We start from the raw sequence: 17,293 nt of genomic DNA, 5'->3' as shown, positions 1-17,293 counted from the left end.
CTGTTCGACCGGGCCGGAGCTCTCCTTCAGGCGGCCGCGTAGATGAACGCGCCCGCGCGTTCGAAGGGAACGACCTTGCCGTTGAGGATCACTTCGGCGGCGTTCGGCGCCGCGATCGCGATGGCCTTGGCGGGGTCGATGCTCGCGGTCAGCCCGCTGCCGTCGATGCGTACGGTGCCGTCCCCGCCGAAGGTCACGGCCAGGTCCTTGACCGCGGCCGGCGCCTTGACCAGGGTCGCGCCGGCACGTTCGACCGACGAGCCGTCGACCATCACGATCGACCCGGCGTCGGCGTAGAGCAGGTTGCCGTCGAAGGTGTAGGACCCGAACGCGCGCGGCGCCTTCGTGGTCCAGGACTTGTAGTAGACCCCCGCGCCGTCGTTCAGGCTGAGGGCTGTCACCTGGTGCGACGGGATGGTGCCCACGGGGAGCCGTTCCACCGTCACGGACGTGTCGGCCGCGCTCTTGGACGGCAGCAGGATGGTGTCGAAGGTCGTCTGGCCGGTGTCCGTCTTGACGTAGGAGGCGTATTTCGCGTTCTCCACCGAATAGAACCGCGGCGCGTAGTAGCCGTCGCGAAGGGTGGAGGCGACCTCGGCAGGGTCGGCGGGGACGATCGTGAGGTTCGCGCCCGTCGCGAAGGCGGTGGTCGTGGCCTCCGTCCCGGAGCGGATCGAGGGATCGGCGTCCGCGGCGAAGTGCCAGTTCTGCTCGTAGCGGTGCGTGGCGGTGTCCACCGGCTTGAGCCGGTCGGAGACCACCCACAGGCCCGAGTGCAGCGACAGGACGGACCGCTCGTGGCGAGCACCGGCGGAGCTGTCGGTGTACGCGCCGATCAGGTCGAAGGCTGGGTTGGTGATCAGAGGTGAGATCTCGCCGGCCGCCGTCGAGGTCTGCGGCTTGTCGTCGATCTCGATCGTGTTGTGCGCCTCCGTGGTAAGCCGCAGCCACTCCGCGCGGGCGTCCGTGCTGTAGGTGAAGGTGCCCATGTCGGGCAGGAGCGGCCGGCCGTACGCGTAAGCGGTGATCGCCAGCTCGTCAGGGTGGCTGTGGTTGCCGCGGTCGGCATTGATCCGGAGGTGGGAGTCGCCGGCGGTCCAGCCGGAGCGGGAGACCGCGACCCGGGTGTCCGGGTAGAGGGCGGAGGTGTGCGCCGGCTTCTCGCCCGACTTGCCGGAGGTGCCGACGTAGAGGAGTTCGGGGTCGTCGAGCAGCTCGCCCAGCTTCCCGAGGGTGCTGCGCAGGTCGAGGGAGTCGCTGTCGCCGTAGGCCGGGCCGTATCCGCTGGGATAGCTCTGGTCCATGAGGAAGCGGGCCAGCTGCCGCAGCTTGGCGGTGGCGGTGAACGCGATGCCGTTGCGCTGCATGTAGGCGACGACGTCCACGTACTGTCTGAGGTAGCCCCGCAGGTAGGCGTCCGTGGACTCCTTGTAGCCGCCGTCGGCGTAGGTCGATTCGTTGAGCTGGGCCGAGAGGAAGTCGGCGGCGTTGGTCCGCCACGCGGGCGCGACGCGGAACTCCGGGAAGTAGACGGAGGCGTGCAGCAGCGTGATCTTCTGCGACTGCATCTTGTTCGGCGTGGCGTTGGAGTTCGTCTGCAGGAACAAGCCCGCCCGGTTCATCGTCTTGAGGATCGCGGTGTTGGCCTCGGGGGTCAGCGACGGACTCTTGCGCAGGATCTCGTAGGCCGCGATCCAGTTGTGCAGGCGCCGCGCGGCGTGCAGGTTGCCCGGATAGGAACCGGCGCCCTGTTCGGCGACGTAGGCGTCGGCGTCCTTGATGAAGTCGGTCATTAGGCCGATGAGCGTGCGGGCGTGCTGCTCGTTGCCGGTCTTCTGGTACTCCAGGGCCAGCGGGCCGGCGAAGTAGAAGCGGGGCAGCTGGTAGAGATACTCCATGTCGGCGATGAGATACTCCTTGTCGGTACCGCCGGGGAGCTTCCAGTCGAAGCCGCCGGGGTCGCCCTCCCAGGAGAACGTGTTCTGCACGGTGTTGGACCAGGTGCGGGTGGCCTCGTCGAAGGTCTCGGCGTTGCCGTACAGCATGATGTCCTTCGCGGTGTCGGCCGTGCCGGTCAGCGTCAGCTCCGCTTTCTTCACGCCGCTGACGCCGCCGAGGTCGAACCGCAGGTACGCCTTGCGCGTCTCGCCGGTGAACGGCCCCGCACCCTGGTCGCTGACCTGCATGTAGTACTTGGTGCCGTACACGCCGCCCGGGTGGGCCGCCCAGATATAGGTGTCGTGCGTGGGGTGAAGGGTCTTCACCGACCCGTCGGCCAGGGTCAGCCGGAGGGTGGGCTTGCCCGACCCCTTGCTCCTGCTGTTGATGAGAGCGATGACCGCGTCCTTGTACCGGCTCATCAGGAAGAATCCGGGCTTGCCGCTGGTGATGCTGCTCGTGACGTCTGCCGTGACCGTCTTTTCCCCCGGGCCGAAGGTCAGCGTCTTGATGTAGACCTCGCCCGATCCCAGCGTCCAGATGTGGCTGGGGGTCAGCTCGAGTGCGCCCGGCCAGGTCGTGTGCGAGAAGCCGCCCGCCTCGATGGCCGGGCGCGCGCGGTAGTAATCCAGCAGCCGCTGCTTGGCCAGCGCGTAGTCGCCCGCCTTCACCGCGCTCTCCACGGGCTTCAGGCCCGCCTGCGCGTAGTTCAGTCGCGGCCCCACCGTCCAGGCGCCGGCGCTCCACCTGCCGAAGAAGCCCGCGTCGGACAACGCGGCCGCGGCGGCCGGAGGGGCCGGCACCAGGAACGCGGCGACCAGGATCAGGGCGGCGAGCCACCGCCACGAGGGAGACATGAACGCCAAAGTAGGGATGCGCGGTATATCCGCGGTATGTCGGGCGCAGGAGGCCAGGTGATACGCCCAGGCGGGCGGCAGGTTCCAGGCGAAATGCGGGTGATCACGTGAGTGGGCGTGACGGGGCCCTTGCCGCCCGCTGAGCCGGCACGTCGCGCATCCGTGGCGTGCACATCGATACGGGATCGGCTCCGATCTGAACCTAATCCTTCAGGCCCGCGCTGAGGTCGGCGTTCATCACGTACTTCTGGAAGATCAGGTAGATCACGACAAGGGGGATCATGGACAGGACCGACGCCCCGAGCAGGACCGATCAGTTGACATTTTCCGCGCCCACGATGCTCGCGACGCCGATCTGCAGGGTGAACTCCTTCGGGTCGTTGAGGATCACGAGGGGGCAGATGTAGTCGTTCCACCGCCACTGGGACGACATGATGGCGAGGGTCATGATGATCGGCCGGGAGAGCGGGAGCATGATCCGGATGAAGAAGGTCATCCGGCGTGATCGCCTCGGTGGGGTGATCCATGAATATGCGCAGGTCGCATAAGGCGGCCGAGTTTCTGGCACCCACAGGCTCCGCTCGTACTGTCCCAGGCCCGATCATGGACCGGGATGGATTGCCGACCTGAACATACGCCGGCGAGACCGAGACGCTACGCCGTGAGTGCCTCGACCACCTGCTGATCTACGGCGAACGCACCTGCGCACAGTCCTGGCCGAGTATGAACGCCACTTCAATGATCATCGCCCACATCAATGCCGCTCTCTTCATCCGCCGATGCACGATCCCAGCGAGGTGATCGACATGACTGCCCGGATCCGCCGTCGAAGGTCCGTCGCCGGGATGATCAGCGAGTACCGCAGAGCTGCCTTACCGCCCTGCGGACGCCCAGTTCAGCAACGGTATCTGCGCGTTTGGCACCGCACAGGCGGATCAGGCCGCCGCCCATGCTAGGCAGGCTGATCGGCGTATCTCGCCGGTCCCAGACGCCGCTCATGGCTGAGCGGGCTGGATGCGCGCGCGATGGCGGTAGAGCAGGATCGCGGCCAGCGCGGCCGAGGCGAGCTCGCCGGCGGCGAGGCTGATCCAGATGCCGGTCTCGCCCAGGGCGCTGAAGCCCAGCACGAGGGGAATCTTGATGAGCAGCAGCGTGCCCAGGGAGATCAGGTAGGACGGCCGGGCGTAGCCGAGCGACTGGAAGTAGGCCGACGCGAGGGGTGCGACGCCGGCGGCGGCGATGCCGATGGCGATGATGCGCAGGGCGTTCGCAGTGGCCTCGGCGACGGCGGGTTCGTCGACGAAGATGCCGGCGAACGGGTAGGCGAACAGGACGAGGGTGACGGCCGCGAGCACGCCATAGCCGACGGTGGCGCGCAGGGCGAGGGTGCGGGCACGGCGCACGCGGTCGGCCAGGCGGCGCGCGGCGTTGTAGCCGACGATGGGTTGCAGCCCCTGGCTGATGCCCGCCTGCGGCATGGTGGCGAAGGTCTGGATGCGCCCGCAGACGGCGTAGGCGGCCAGGGCGGTCGCGCCGGCGGTGGCGGCCAGGGCGTTGTTGACCAGCACCACCAGCAGGGTCGCGCCGAGCCCAGCGAGGAACGACGGTGCGCCGATGCCGAGCAGGGCGCAGATGGTCGGGCCGTGCGGACGCAGGTCGCGGGCGCCGATCCGGTATGGCCGGCGACGCTGCCCGAAGAAGAACCACAGGCTCATCACGGCCGACACCGTCTGGCCGCCGACGGTACCCAGCGCGGCACCACGGACGCCCATGTCGAGACCATAGATCAGCAGCGGGTCGAGGACGATCTGAACCACCACCGCGACGACCCAGAGCACGGTGGCGTAACGCTGTCGGCCCTCGGCGCGGACCAGGCTGGAGAACCCCGTGTACGACAGCGCGCCGCACAACAACACCACGGTGTAGTCGCGGCTGTAGTCACGGGTCCCCTCTCCCACGCCGAGCGCGGTGAGCAGCGGTTCCAGGGCGAGCAGGCCGATCACGGTGACGGCGAGCGCGGTCAGCCAGTAGAGCGTGAAGGCGTTGCCGGCGGCGCGCGCGGCGCCGGCCGGGTCGTCCGCGCCGAGCCGCCGCGACACCAGGGACGCGCCGCCGGCTCCCACCGTGGTCGACACCGCGCCGAGGACGAGCAGGACCGGGGCGGCGAGGTTGACCGCGGCCATGGCCTCCGCGCCGACCCCGTGCGCGACGAACCAGGCGTTGGTCAGGGCGTAGACGCCATACACACCGACCGACAGCGTGGTCTGCGAGCAGGTGTGCCAAAGCAGCCGCCCGAGCTGAGCGGTGCCGAGGGCGGCGGTGGCGTCGAGCGGAGGGTGCGGGCGCGCGGCCCTCGTCAACGCGCGCGCTCGTCGAGCATGGCCATGGTTTCGCGCAGGCGTGCACACGCCCAGTCGTACTGCTCGGTGCTGGTGTGTGCCCGGAAGTTCGTCTCGATGATCTGGACGAGGACGAGGTAAAGGTTGTAGAGCCGGCGGCGGACCCGCTCGCTGCCGGTGAACGGCTCGTGGCCGTAGCCGCGGATGAACGCGGCTGAGTCCCCGAAAGCGCTCAACTCGCTCGCGGTGAAACCGTACTCCATCAGCGGATCGCCGTAGAACGCCCGCTCGTGGTCAATGATCGCGATGATCTCTCCATCGCGCACCATGCAGTTGCCGGCCCACAGGTCCCACTCGACGAACCGGGGCTCGGTCACCTCGTCCAGAGCATCCGCATGGGCGGCCACGACCTGGCGGACGACGTCATAGCCATAGCCCAGGTCGACGCCGCGCCGCTCGCCGTCACCCAAGAGCTCTTCGATCATCCGCAGGAAGGCCGCCCGCCAGCTGGGCTCGCCCGGCCCGGCGAGTGGTCCGAAGGCCGTGCCCCGGATCTGGTTCAGCTCGCGGGTGATCGCGCCGAGAGCCTCGTCGTACACGTCGAACTGCGCCCGCGACAGCGATTCCCGGATGACGTTGAGGTTGTCCGCGTCGACGTACGCCATGAAGAAGTAGTCGGCGTCGCACAGCTCGCGAGTCTGATCCGCGTAGTCGACCGCCGGCACCGGAACCTTGGTGTTCTCCTGGATCAACCGCAGCGCCGCCAGTTCGGTGGCCATGGCTCCGCGCTCGTAGGTCATGACCTCGACGTCCGGCGGCGGCGCGATCTTGAGTACGACCTGCGCGCCGGATCGCAGCCGGATCCGATAGGCCACGTTGAACCAGCCGTGACCCAGTTCGCTGATCCAGTCCTCATCGGCGTCGGGCACCTGCTCCGGCCCGTAGGCACGGGCGACCATCGCGAGAATCGTCTCGACCGGCTGCCGATTTTTGGTGATGCTCTCCATCAGTCCTCACGTGTTCCGCGTGGGCAATCCTGGCCATTGTGTCCGATACGCCGTCTGCTGCGGAACTACTTGCTCGCTCTGCCGACGGCGGTGATCATCCTGGCGGATGTTGTGTGCGGAACGCCCCAACCGCGCCCGGGCCAGTGACTCCGCTCGCCGGCGTTCCTCGGCATCGGGTCGCTCTCGCTCATCGAGCCAGGCATCGTCACGACGGCTGCAGTCGGCCGCCGATCGCACCGGCAACCGGGAGTTGAAAGAGGCCTCGCAACGGATGCAGCCGGTCGTCGACCGGCGAGAGCATCAACGGCGCCAGGGCCGGGGACGCTGAGCGTTCTTTCGGCAACTTCGCGACCTGGACGGCTCGGTGGCCGGTGGTGAGGAACGCCCACCGGGCGTCGATCGGCCCCAGCCCCTCCGCAGCGGAACCGAAGTCTGCCGATCGTCCAACCTCAGCCCAAGATTTTTCGGCAACTCGGCGGACCCGTACATCGCAGATGCATAGGTACATCGCCGCTCGCGGCCGCGTAGCGGGCGCCTTGATCCTGTAGAGAAAATGTCCGTTCCGGCCGAACCTGACATGGCCCGGCATGTTGACTTGCGGGTAGAAGAGTAGGTCTGAACAGCAACCGTCGATCTTGTTCAGGCCTACCTTGCACTTTCGGTGAGGACACCCCGCTGACACCGGCCCGGAGCGTCCGAGGTGTCGGGCCTGACGACATCCAGGCTGGCCGGGTCAGCCGTAGAGTCCGTTCAGCAGGATTTCCGCGTTCTTGCGGACGTGGTCGACGGGGTCGCCGTCACGCAACTGCCTGACGAGATCGACGAGGCCGGGGTAGGGGAAGTAACCCGTGGCGATGATGACAGATTGCCGGATTGCGGCGTCGGGGTCGCATGCGATGTTCTGGAATGTCCGGGTTATCCGTTCTCCATGCTCTTCCGTGGCAGCAAGGGCCACAGCGTAGACAAGGACCAGTTTCTCGCCCCGGGCGCTCGCCTCGTTCAGCGCTTCCAATGCCTCGGGAGCCGACCAGAGCTCGCAGTCCTCACGAATGTGCCGAGCCACTTCTGCGCTGCCGGGGCCGCGCAGAGTGAAGTACCGTGTGGCGATCGGCCGGTCGTCGACCTGATGGATCTCCGTCTCGCGATCCAACGTGACCCAACTGTCGATGTATGCTCCAGCCTCGTGTTTCTGAACCTGCTTCAAAATCCAACCCCGCTGCATCGAAACGAAGTCGACATCGTCCGATGTGAAGTTGGCCTTGATAACCAATCGTTCGACAAAATCAGTCATCGCGGCATCCTCTCCTCACAGTGATCGTCACACGCGCCATCTTCCCCTGTCAGATCCCTCCTGGTGCAGGGTTAATCCGAACGTTGCGCGGTCGCTGGCAAGGTAGGTCTGAACGTGCAAGGTTCACGCGCACCGGACAACGGTGTCCGGGTCAGGCTTAGTAGTCGTCTTAGCTGATAGTTGAGCTGTAAGTCGTCAGGTTGTTCCGAACGATGGGTGCCGCATCTGTTCGGAGTAACCCTGCACTTTCGGTGCGACCTTTCTTGGGTCTCCGCGGCGTTGGAGCACTTCAAATCCTGTGTATCGATGAGTGTGGTCGGACTTCCCAGGTCGGCCGTTGGAGCTGATCGTTGTGCACGATGATGTCGGCGTGGTCGGTTGGGCGGGCTGTGGCGAAGTAGACCTGTTGGGAGGGGATATAGCGGTTGCGCCAGGACCGTTCGATTTCGGCGGTGTCGGCGGTGGATCCGGCCAGCGCTGTGTTTCGGTCCCGGGCGCGATCTACCGTCTGCTCGAATGGGACGGAAACGAAGATGCGCAGGTCCCACCGGTCGATGAGTTCTGGGCGCAGGAGGAAGACGCCGTCGAAGAGCAGTACGGCGTCTGCGGGGGCGGTCGTGGCCGGCGGGGACGATGGGGTGTCGGTGTCTCTGTCGTAGACCGCGTGTTGGAACCTTCGGTCTCCGCCTGGGCCCAGCGGATCGAGCAGGACCCGGCACAGCGCGGCGTGGTCGTGGGCGTCGAAGTAGCAGCCTTCGGCCGAGTACTGGCCGCGTCGGTAGCGCTGTGCACGGGGGACGAGGAAGTCGTCGATGGTCGCACGGATGACGTCGCGGTCCTGCGCGCGCAGGATGACGGCGAGCTCGTCGGCCAGCGTGGTCTTGCCGGCGGCGGGCGGCCCGTCGATGGCGACCCGCAGCGGGTGCGCGGTCGTGACGGACATGATCGCCTCGGCCAGCCGACTGATGAGCTCGCCGCGGGTGCCTTGGTCCATTGCTGCCTCTCTCACGGTGTCTCTGTTTAGCACCGCACGTCAGGCTGCGGTCGCCGGCTCGCGTTCCCGGCCGATCCACAGGTCTCAAGCATTACTCGCGGCGTGCCTCTGGAGACGTATGTGAAGTTGTTGGGCAGACGCCAGGAACCGGGGTGCTGGTGCTTCCTGAAGTCTCGGCGCGCTTCGCGTTGACGGTCGAGTTGATGGCTGTTCAGCCGCTCGGTGGGTGTGCCGTCGACCGTGCGGCCTCGGGTTTCGGGGAAGGTGAGGCGGGGCCTGAGACGTTCGGTGCCGAGTGCTCCTTTAAGCCATGCCTCGACGCTGATGGAATCGAAACTGCCCTGGCCAGCGCGTCCGAGTGCGCGGCTGAGAGGGCCGAGTGCCGTGGTGTGGCCATCGCCTGAACTGAGTGTTTTCTCTGCGAGCTGGCGCGCAGCGGGAGAGAAGAACAGTTCAGTTAGGTGGACAGCCTCGGGATAGAGCGCTGCGATGAATAGCCAGCCGTCGAAGGCCTTGAACCGGATGCCCAGCCGCTCGCTGCGGATGAGCCGTTCAAGGTGCGCTGACCAGGGGTTGTCTGGGTCTGGCGGCCCGTAGGGCCGTATGTGGGCGCAGAGGTTGTGCGAGGCTTCGAAGCCGTTGAAGCAGCGGAGCCAGCCGTGGCGGTGCACCAGCCGCCGGTGACGACGTTGGGCGTCAGGTAGTTCCGGGATGTGGTTGGACAGCCGTCGTAGGTGAGGCACGGCGCCGAGGGGTTCGATGGTGCCCTTGCCGACCTTCTCAGCCGGCCCGAACCAGTAGCCGTGGTCGGTGTAGAGGAACTCGTGATGGGCGAACAGGCGTTGGACGCGGCCTCCTGGGTGTCGGGCAGTGCAGAGTGGACATGCCCATTGGGCCAGGTGACGCAGTTGCGCCCAGTCCGGTGGTGGGTCGCGCAGTTCGGGCAGCGCCCGCTGGAGAGCCGGCAGTGGATGGCCGGTGAGGGCCGTGAGCCGTTCGGCCACGAGCAGGCGGCGGGGCAAGGTAGGCCGGATGCGTTTGCTCAGGGAGCGCCACAGCTCTTTGTAAGGCATGCCGTGGACATCGGCCAGGCGCGCGACGTAAGAGGTAAGCGTCTCCTGGTGAGCGGGACGAACCGCGATGGGCAGTCGTCGCAAGAGCGGCCTCATGCGCTGGCTCCCCTCGCGCATCGCCGACTCCAGCGTCACCACCCTGATCGCCGCCGGGCTGTTGTTCTGGCTGGCGTCGGGGCCGGTCAAGGGCTTCGGCGTGACGCTGGCGGTCGGTGTGCTGGCCTCGCTGGTGTCGGCCATGCTGATCACCCGCGTCCTGGTCTACGCCGTGATCGACCGGATCGGGCCGCGCGCGTCCGGGCTGGGCTCCAGGGGAGCCGTACGGGCCTGGCTGGCGGACCGCCGTCCCCGGCTCATGGACGCCAGGAGGCTGTGGCTGGCGATCGCGGGCGGGCTCGCGGCGGTGGCCGTGGCCGGGCTGGCCGTGCGCGGGCTGAACGTCGGCGTGGAGTTCACCGGCGGGCGGCTCGTGGAGTTCGCCACCTCCAAGCCGGTCCCGGCCGACGTCGCCGGGCAGGCGGTCGCGCGGGCCGGGTTCCCGTCGGCGGTGGTGCAGGCCACCGGCGACGGCGTCACCGTACGGGCGGCGGGGCTCGGCCTGGAGGAGTCGGCCAGGATCGAGCAGGCGCTGGAGCCGTACGGGGGAGAGGTGAGCAAGCGGCGCGAGGAGTTCATCGGCCCCAGCCTGGGCGCGGAACTGCGCCGCAACGCCCTGGTCGCGCTCGGCGTGGCGGTGGCCATGCAGCTGGTCTACCTGGCGGTCAGGTTCAGGTGGACGTTCGGGGCGGCGGCGGTGCTGGCGCTGCTGGTGGACGTGACGGTGGTGGTGGGGCTGTTCGCGTGGTCGGGCAAGCCCGTCGACGGGATCTTCGTCGCCGCGATGCTCACGATCGTCGGGTACTCGGTCAACGACAAGGTGGTGGTGTTCGACAGGGTCAGGGAGCTGTGGGCGGCCCATGCGAAGGAGCCGTTCGCCAGGGCGGTGGACGGGGCGATCCTGCAGACGTTGCCGCGTACCGTCAACACCGGGCTCGGCGCGTTGTTCATCCTGGTGGCGCTGATGGCGTTCGGCGGGGACTCGCTGCGGGACTTCGCCATGGCGCTGGTGGCCGGGATCGTCATGGGCACGCTGTCGTCGGCGTTCGTGGCCGGGCCGGCGGCCGTGGTGCTGTCCAGGTGGGATCACCGGCCCCCCACCGCCCCGGCCAGGCGGCCGGCGCGCAGCCGTGAGGGAACGGGGGCGGTGGTCTGACGGGTCCCCCGCCTGCGGGCGGGGGATTCCGGCTCCGCAGGGACCACGGGCGACAGGGCTACCTCGGTGATCTCGGCTTCCTCGGGGGTGATGCTCCCATCAGAGCGGCTGCAACACGGTTTTCCGTGTTGCAGCCGCTCTTTCGCGCGTAGCGTGTCAGGAAGGCGGGCGGAGCGCCGTCACCGGGCTCATGTTCTTCAGGTCTTTTGCTTAAGCTTCCCGGGTACGGATTGCCACATCATCGATCTGGAACGCGGGCCCGGCGGTGCTCGCGTTCCAGACAAAGGTCCAGTCGACGCGGGTCGTGCCCGCGGGCGCGGTGAACGTGCCGGCTGCTTCGGTCCAGGCGGTCTTCTGGGCCAGGGAGATGGCGTCGGTACGCAGCACCGTGCCGGACTCGTCGCGCCACCGCACATTCCACGTGACGGCAGGCATGGTCGCCACGGCCTCCCGATACCACAGCGACACGTGGTAGCTCGTACCGGCGACCACACCGCTGTATCCGGGGAAGTTGTCAAGCGCCACCGCGCTGCCGGATGCCTGGGTGCTGGTCATCTGCAGCGAGCCCGTGCCACCATGCGCGCCGCCGGTCTGGTGCGCGACGCCGGCCCCGTACCACGGGGCGTAGGGCGAGATCGTCGAGCCGGACTCGAAGTCCTGCTCGGCGATCGCCGGCGGGACGGGCGTGCCGCCGTCGAACGTGCTGCCGGCGTCCTGGCCGTACTGGGGGCCGGCCCACTGCGCGGGCGAGATGCGACTGCCCATGTCGGTGACCCTGAACTGCCACGGTCCTGTGTAGGTGTTGTCGTGCCAGGAGTTGTTCGACTTGTGAACGATCGACTGCTGGATCACGGCGCCCTTGTACGGGGACCAGTCTGGGTATGTGCCCCAGTTGGACAGCAGGGCCATGTGCCCGCAGTACTGCGTTGGGCAGCCGCCGTTGACGGCACTGGGGTCGAAGGCGAACGTGTTGTGGTGGATGTCGACGTTCTTCGTCCACCAGCGGCAGTTGGTGTAGAGCGGTTCGCTGGCGATGGCAGGAGCCGAGCACTGTGAGGTGTTGGTCGGCCCGACGATCAGCGTGCAGTCGCCGGTCGTCGAGGCTGGGCTGTTGCAGAACCGGTCGGCGTTCGCCCACGCGGTGATCCCGCCCCAGTTGTTCTCGAACAGGTTGCCGGTGATCTCGATCTTGCTGGTCCGCGCCTTCAAGCGGGGCTCACCATCCGCCTCGGACAGGTAGATCGCCGCTTCGGGGAACGGGTCGCCCTTCGCTGCCCGCTCGGCACCGGAGGCCCAGGCGTTGCCGCGGATGGTGTTGTTCCGGATCACGACGTTGTAGCTGATCTCGTAGAAGATGGCGAGCGAGTCGTTATCCTCGATGAGGTTGTCCTCGATGAGGAAGTCGTTGTTGTTGGTGTCCGCCCAGACCCCTGGTCCGTGGTTGCCGTGGACCCAGTTGCCGGTCACGTCGGCACCGTTCACCGCCCAGAACTTCATGCCACCGGTACATCCGCACCCAGGGACCTGGTGCTCCCAGTCGTCGGTGTTGTTGCCGGTGAACTCGTTGTCCGCCACGACCAGGCCGGTGATGGTGTTGCCGGACTTGTACGCGTTCAGGCCATACTGCCCGTTGTCCTTGAAGCAGTTGCCACGGATCTTGTTGGCTGCCCCCGCCATCAGCCCCGCGCCGGAGTTGTCGCGGATCGTGTTGTGCTCCACCACCCAGCCGTCGCCGGAGTCGTGGTTGACCACACCCTCATCGCGGGGCGCGACGAACCCGGTGATGGTCAGGTACCGGATCGTGACGCCGGTCGCGCGCTGACCGAACGCGTACTTGTTCAGCCGCTGGCCGTCCAGTACCGCGCCGGGCGCGCCGATGAACGTCGCGCCGTCGCCGGGCAGGATCTGAGCGAACTCGCCGGTGCCCAGCGTGTGCGTGCCGGTCTCGAAGTAGTACGTGGTGTTCGGTTGGCGTAAGTTCACGCCGCTGTTGTCACCCGCGGGGACCACGACCGCGCCGGAGGGCGGTGTGGTCGGGCCGTCCAGCGACGAGCTGCCGCAGACCGCTGCCTTCGTCGAATCGGTTGCCGGATCGACCGCGTCGCCACTCGCCGGCGTCGCGCCGCCCATGACAACCGTGGCGAGGGCCACCAACGCCACTGGCCAGGTTCTTCGCATTCCTGTTCTCCCTCAGGTTTCGGCCAGCCTTGACCGCTCTTGATCACCAGCGGTCGCCACTGTAGCCAGAGCTCGCGCCTACCTCAAGATCAAAAATTGGCGGAGGGCCGCAGGGCCGATGCCGGCGTCCTGCGGATCAGGGGCAGCGACAGGCATCACCGTCCCTGAGATGTCCCCTCCCGTGGCGCACACATCCGCATGTCAGGCGTGGATGAGGGACAGCAGAGACAGCGGGGACACCTCTTCACCGTTTGGGAGACGCCAGCGAATCCTCGATGTCCTTCGCACCATGAACGCCCGCCGATGCCGGGTCGTGGGCGACGCGTCGGAGTGCGGCCACGGCGTAGGCGTTGAGCGCTGTGGCGTCGGTAGCGACGTTTAGGGCGGTGATGACTGCCGCGTTGCATGAGGAACCAGCCCTCGTCGTAGAAGTACATCCTGTGGGTCGGCCGGGTTCGGCATGTTGACTACCGCTTCACGCCCGCCGGCGTGGAACTGTGCGACGTCCTGATCGCCCTGATGAAGTGGGGCGATTGCCACCCGCACCCCCGACGATCCTCCCGTGCGGTGGCCGCATCCTGCGGCCACCCCCTCGTCCCCTGCTGATCTGCCTCCACTGCGGTCGCGAGGCCCGCGTCGGCGCTCATCGCCCACCGGCAGAGGCGCCATGACTGTCTGACGCCCGTGATCAAGGCTGGGGACGAGGCGCTGACCCGTGGCAGACTCTCCCACGTGGAGGTGACCAACGCTTACTTGAACACCGCATCGCAGGTGGAAGCGCTGCGTGATGTGTTCAATGAATCCCATTGATGCATTCAGACCTCACAGGGCGATGCTGTACGCGCGGATGATCGTCTGGTCGACGGTGTTGCCTGAGCTGTCGGTGGATCTGGCGCGCAGCGACACGGATCCGTCAGACGCCGGGTGCCGGAGAAGAAGCGTGCCGTTCCTGCCGGAACGCAGTACCTTCGCCGCCTCCCACGTCGCCCCATCATCGTACGAGACGTCCACGGAGAGGGCGGCGACCGTGCCGGCCGTCGACCCGGGCTGTGCCCGTACGGTGAAGGGCACAGCGAACGGCCTTCCCGCGGGCGCGGCGTTGTGCTCGTCCAGCGAGGGAGCGAACCCGACGACCGACAACGGCAGCGGCGTCCGTACCCCCGGGTGGGTCGCGGCGGAGCGGAACGTCCAGGCGACCGCGGTACGGGTAGACAACGTGGAGTCGGGTCCCCGCTCCACCTCTGCCACGAGCCGGTACTGCGCGTCGGCGGACGGCACTTCGACCCTGCCGAACATGCTCGGCCGGTCGGCCACGACCTGGCCGTCACGGTAGAGAATGGTGCGTCGCTGCGACGTGGAGCCGTCTCCGCTCCGCCCGGCGCCATCGCCGTACATGGGCGGCTGGTACGTGAGCACGTTGTCGGTCCGCGTGGCCATCGGGACGTCCACGCGGTTGACCAGGGACGGCCCGAAGACGCCGCGGTTCCACTTCTCGGTGTAGGCGCGTCCCGCCTCGTACCGGATCGGAGCCGATTCGCGGGCCACGGCTGGAGAAGACGGCCAGCCGGTCGGACTTGTCCACGGCGCCCACGGCGAGCGCCGCGTCCGCGCTCGCCGGAGAGCCTATGGTGCCCGGATTTCTGAGATTGCCGGCGGCGGCGACGAAGAGGACGCCGTACCGCTCGGTCAGCGTCTGGATGGCCTGTTCCACGGGGTCCAGCCCGGGCGTGTCCGTGGTGCCGAGGCTCATGTTGACGATCTTGGCGCCTTGGTCGGCAGCCCACTGCATGCCCGCCACGATCGCCGACTCGTCGCAGAACGTGCTGGCACACACCTTGGCATCCAGCAGCGTCGCTCGCCGACGAGCTGGACGTATCCCGGCCAGTCAGGCCGGACTGTGACCGTGCGCGCTCAGCCGGAGGAGCCCGTGACCACCCGCGAGGACGGCGGGGGTTCGGGATCCCTGGCGGGCAAACGCATGACCCCTGCCGACCTGGCCGAGCTGCCGACGACCCCAGAGGGCCTGCGTGAGTACCTGGAACCGCTGGTGACCAAGCAGTACGGCACAGAACCCGTGGACGTGAACAGCGAACTCTACGAAACCGGCGTACGCCTCCTCATGAATTTCCCGGCTTCCCCCGACGTGCGGGCGGCGGCGTACCGCATGCTTGCCTCACTCCCCGGCACGACGGCAGAGGGCCAGGCCACAGACCCGCTCGGCCGTACGGGCCAGGCCGTCAGCCGCCGGCTCACCAATGGGACGGATCGCGTCATCGTCGACATGAAGACAGGGGAACCGCTCGCCTTCGAATCGACCATCGAGGGAGTACGCACGTTCGAGGCGATCAAGAAGACCGGCTGGACGAACGAAGAACCCCAGCTGCCGGCTCGGCGGTAGCGGTCGCAGCGGCCTGCTGGGGCGTCCACCGCAGCGGCAGGCCGTTGTCGCCCGCCCGGGGCAACCTGCACCAACTCGAGACGATCCCTACTGCCCCCTCGCCGTCGACATGACGTGCTGACGGTGAGGCCCTGCCGGTTGCCTCTCTCCGACAGCCGCCCGGCCGAGTCTCCCATCCGCGCCGGGAACAGGTTGATGTCCCTGACCAGGTCCCCGGGTCGGCATACCGTAAGTTGCCAGCTCATCTGGCCGTGGTCAGGCGCCCCGGTGGCCTCCCCGATCTGATCGATGTGGTGCGCGAGATCCTGTCCCGCTCGGAAACACGGTTTCGTGCTGTGAGCTGGAGTTCTGCTGCGCGAAATACGACACCCCGCACGGGCGAGACCTTGGAGTCGTAGATCCGCTGGTGCGGGTCGCCAGTGATGAAGAGATCGTCCGGGCCGTCGAGGACGGCCGCACGCAGCACCCGCCACTGCGCCGGGTGCAGGTCCTGAGCCTCGTCCACGATGACGTGGTCGAAGCCGTACCGCCTCAGGTTGGAGCCGCCGAGCAGGCGGGTCGCCTCCGCGCAGAGCTGCAGGTGGGTGCTGACACCGCCGCTGCGGAGCTCCGCCGTGAACGCCTCGACCGCATCCCAGACCTGCTCCCGCTGCCGCGGCCCGATCGCCGTGCCCCGGCCCCGCCGGTTCGCCTGGAGGTACTCGTGCCGCGAGGTGACCCGCTGCGCGAGGACGACATGCCGGTACTCCTGGTGCAGGAACTGCTCGGTCCAGGGCAGGTCCAGCCGCCGGATGACGCGCCGCCAGATCTGGCGCTCGTCGGCGTCCCCGATCATCTTCGGCGTGCGGCCGGCCAGCGCCCGCACAACGCGGTAGGTGAAGGCGTTCACCGTGGTGACGTCCACCCGCGTGAGCTGCTTCTCGTCGCCGAAAAGCAGCTCGAGATTCTCCCGCAGCGCCGCCGCGAGCGCGGTGGTGTACGTCGTGAGCAGGATCCGGCTGCCGGGCGAGCGCGTGAGCAGGTGCTTGACCCGATGCAGCGCGACCACCGTCTTGCCCGTCCCCGGGCCACCCGTCACCTGCGCCGGCCCGTTGTAGGAGGGCCGGTACGCGACGCGCCGCTGTGAGGGATGCAGGAAGACCCGCCAGGCGGCGAACGGCTTGCTGAGCACGTCGGTCAGCTCGTCCGCGCTGCTGACCAGGGTGATGCGGGTGGTGGTGTTGACGATCGCCCGCTCAAGGCTCTGGTCCGCGTCGGCAGAGGCATCGGCGGGGCGGCGCTCGGCCACGACCTGCTGGTAGACCTCCTGGGGCGAGAACCCCTCCGCGAGATACTGCAGCACCTCGAACTGGTCCTCGGGCAGGAGTGAGGCGAACGCGTTCAGCTGCGGCTTGTCGATGATGGTCCGGACGGCGCGCAGAACCTGGTCGTCGATGCCGAGATCACGCAGCACGGTGTCGGAGTGCTTGGCGAACAGCAGCGACGACGCCTCGGCCGCCGCCTGCTCCAGAGCCGGGGTGAGCTGCTCGATGCGACGACGTTGCGCACCTCCAGGGCGTGCGTGGCGGAGTTGACGGTGTAGAGCCGCTTGGCCGCCCACCCATAGGCCTCGTCGTGCGGCACGACGTTCAGCAGCAGGAACGTGTCGGTGCCGTCGTCGGGCGCCGGGACCACGCCGCGCCAGAACTCGGTGACGCGGATGGTCCGCATGCGCGGGTCGCGCGCGTTCACCACCGACTCCAGGTGCAGGCCCTTGTCGGCGTACAGCTCGGCGATGGCGAGCTGCTGGAACCGTTTCATGGCCTTACGCACGCCCGCCTTGACCGGCTTCTCCAAAGCGTCGAAGCTCTCCCAGAAGCTGTTGGCGAAGGCGAGCTGCGGCACGCGGAACCTCCAGGGGCGAGTGATGGATCACCAGGGTATGGGTGAGCCGTTCGCCGAGCCAGCCCATCTCAGAAGATCGCGA

13 protein-coding genes and 1 pseudogene are annotated in these 17,293 nt (G+C 67.8%); 2 read left to right on the top strand and 12 right to left on the bottom strand.

What is annotated here, in order from left to right; all coding sequences use genetic code 11:
• Positions 1-26 precede the first annotated feature (26 nt).
• The 7 genes from ACTMTI_RS43970 to ACTMTI_RS43940 form a co-directional block, all read right to left on the bottom strand.
• On the bottom strand, positions 27-2,795 hold the full coding sequence (locus ACTMTI_RS43970; RefSeq protein ID WP_441126771.1) for a heparinase II/III family protein: 2,769 nt from the start codon (positions 2,793-2,795) through the stop codon (positions 27-29).
• Between the two features lie 313 nt (positions 2,796-3,108).
• Positions 3,109-3,291, bottom strand: a complete 183-nt coding sequence (locus tag ACTMTI_RS43965) for a hypothetical protein (RefSeq protein WP_441126770.1) — start codon at positions 3,289-3,291, stop codon at positions 3,109-3,111.
• A 499-nt stretch (positions 3,292-3,790) separates the two neighbouring features.
• Entirely contained in the window at positions 3,791-5,155 is a 1,365-nt protein-coding gene (locus ACTMTI_RS43960) for an MATE family efflux transporter (RefSeq protein WP_441126768.1), read from the bottom strand.
• The gene (locus tag ACTMTI_RS43955) at positions 5,152-6,009 is read right to left on the bottom strand and encodes a phosphotransferase family protein (RefSeq protein WP_441126767.1); all 858 of its coding nucleotides are present in this window, start codon (positions 6,007-6,009) and stop codon (positions 5,152-5,154) included. The genes ACTMTI_RS43960 and ACTMTI_RS43955 overlap by 4 nt, the downstream gene beginning before the upstream one ends.
• An 865-nt stretch (positions 6,010-6,874) precedes the next feature.
• A complete protein-coding gene (locus tag ACTMTI_RS43950; protein ID WP_441126766.1) occupies positions 6,875-7,432 on the bottom strand; it encodes a hypothetical protein in 558 nt (185 codons plus the stop codon).
• Positions 7,433-7,721: 289 nt separating this feature from the next.
• Positions 7,722-8,426: a cytidylate kinase family protein gene (locus ACTMTI_RS43945; RefSeq protein WP_441126765.1), complete on the bottom strand. Its 705-nt coding sequence runs from the start codon at positions 8,424-8,426 to the stop codon at positions 7,722-7,724.
• 26 nt (positions 8,427-8,452) lie between these two features.
• Positions 8,453-9,595, bottom strand: a complete 1,143-nt coding sequence (locus ACTMTI_RS43940) for a TniQ family protein (protein ID WP_441126764.1) — start codon at positions 9,593-9,595, stop codon at positions 8,453-8,455.
• Here ACTMTI_RS43940 and secF point away from each other — a divergent pair.
• Entirely contained in the window at positions 9,594-10,751 is a 1,158-nt protein-coding gene (gene secF / locus ACTMTI_RS43935; protein WP_441126763.1) for a protein translocase subunit SecF, read from the top strand. The genes ACTMTI_RS43940 and secF overlap by 2 nt on opposite strands.
• 210 nt (positions 10,752-10,961) lie before the next feature.
• On the opposite strand, the gene ACTMTI_RS43930 is transcribed toward secF, so the two are convergent.
• From ACTMTI_RS43930 to ACTMTI_RS43920, 3 genes and pseudogenes are all read right to left on the bottom strand, one after another.
• On the bottom strand, positions 10,962-12,929 hold the full coding sequence (locus ACTMTI_RS43930) for a right-handed parallel beta-helix repeat-containing protein (protein WP_441126762.1): 1,968 nt from the start codon (positions 12,927-12,929) through the stop codon (positions 10,962-10,964).
• Between the two features lie 822 nt (positions 12,930-13,751).
• Complete coding sequence (locus tag ACTMTI_RS43925) at positions 13,752-14,474, bottom strand: hypothetical protein (protein ID WP_441126835.1); 723 nt, start codon at positions 14,472-14,474, stop codon at positions 13,752-13,754.
• Positions 14,475-14,520: 46 nt separating this feature from the next.
• A pseudogene (locus ACTMTI_RS43920) lies at positions 14,521-14,727 on the bottom strand (S8 family serine peptidase); the annotation flags it as partial.
• Between the two features lie 129 nt (positions 14,728-14,856).
• On the opposite strand from ACTMTI_RS43920, the gene ACTMTI_RS43915 reads away from it, so the two are divergent.
• Positions 14,857-15,327 carry a hypothetical protein gene (locus ACTMTI_RS43915; RefSeq protein WP_441126761.1) on the top strand — a complete coding sequence of 157 codons (471 nt, stop codon included), beginning with the start codon at positions 14,857-14,859 and terminating at the stop codon, positions 15,325-15,327.
• A 241-nt stretch (positions 15,328-15,568) separates the two neighbouring features.
• On the opposite strand, the gene ACTMTI_RS43910 is transcribed toward ACTMTI_RS43915, so the two are convergent.
• Both ACTMTI_RS43910 and ACTMTI_RS43905 read right to left on the bottom strand, forming a co-directional pair.
• Entirely contained in the window at positions 15,569-16,780 is a 1,212-nt protein-coding gene (locus tag ACTMTI_RS43910) for a UvrD-helicase domain-containing protein (RefSeq protein WP_441126760.1), read from the bottom strand.
• Entirely contained in the window at positions 16,708-17,211 is a 504-nt protein-coding gene (locus tag ACTMTI_RS43905; RefSeq protein WP_441126759.1) for a hypothetical protein, read from the bottom strand. The genes ACTMTI_RS43910 and ACTMTI_RS43905 overlap by 73 nt, the downstream gene beginning before the upstream one ends.
• Positions 17,212-17,293: the final 82 nt, after the last annotated feature.

This window comes from Nonomuraea sp. H19 (genome assembly GCF_052068215.1).
Classification (GTDB): Bacteria; Actinomycetota; Actinomycetes; order Streptosporangiales; family Streptosporangiaceae; genus Nonomuraea.
This window is presented reverse-complemented; position numbering and strand designations above follow the sequence as displayed.

Bases quoted from the DNA above. Each gene is read 5' to 3' on its own strand.
- secF (WP_441126763.1), top strand. From the start codon at position 9,594: ATGCGCTGGCTCCCCTCGCGCATCGCCGACTCCAGCGTCACCACCCTG.
- ACTMTI_RS43965 (WP_441126770.1), bottom strand. From the start codon at position 3,291: ATGACCTTCTTCATCCGGATCATGCTCCCGCTCTCCCGGCCGATCATC.
- ACTMTI_RS43950 (WP_441126766.1), bottom strand. From the start codon at position 7,432: ATGACTGATTTTGTCGAACGATTGGTTATCAAGGCCAACTTCACATCG.
- ACTMTI_RS43930 (WP_441126762.1), bottom strand. From the start codon at position 12,929: ATGCGAAGAACCTGGCCAGTGGCGTTGGTGGCCCTCGCCACGGTTGTC.
- ACTMTI_RS43945 (WP_441126765.1), bottom strand. From the start codon at position 8,426: ATGGACCAAGGCACCCGCGGCGAGCTCATCAGTCGGCTGGCCGAGGCG.
- ACTMTI_RS43940 (WP_441126764.1), bottom strand. From the start codon at position 9,595: ATGAGGCCGCTCTTGCGACGACTGCCCATCGCGGTTCGTCCCGCTCAC.
- ACTMTI_RS43970 (WP_441126771.1), bottom strand. From the start codon at position 2,795: ATGTCTCCCTCGTGGCGGTGGCTCGCCGCCCTGATCCTGGTCGCCGCG.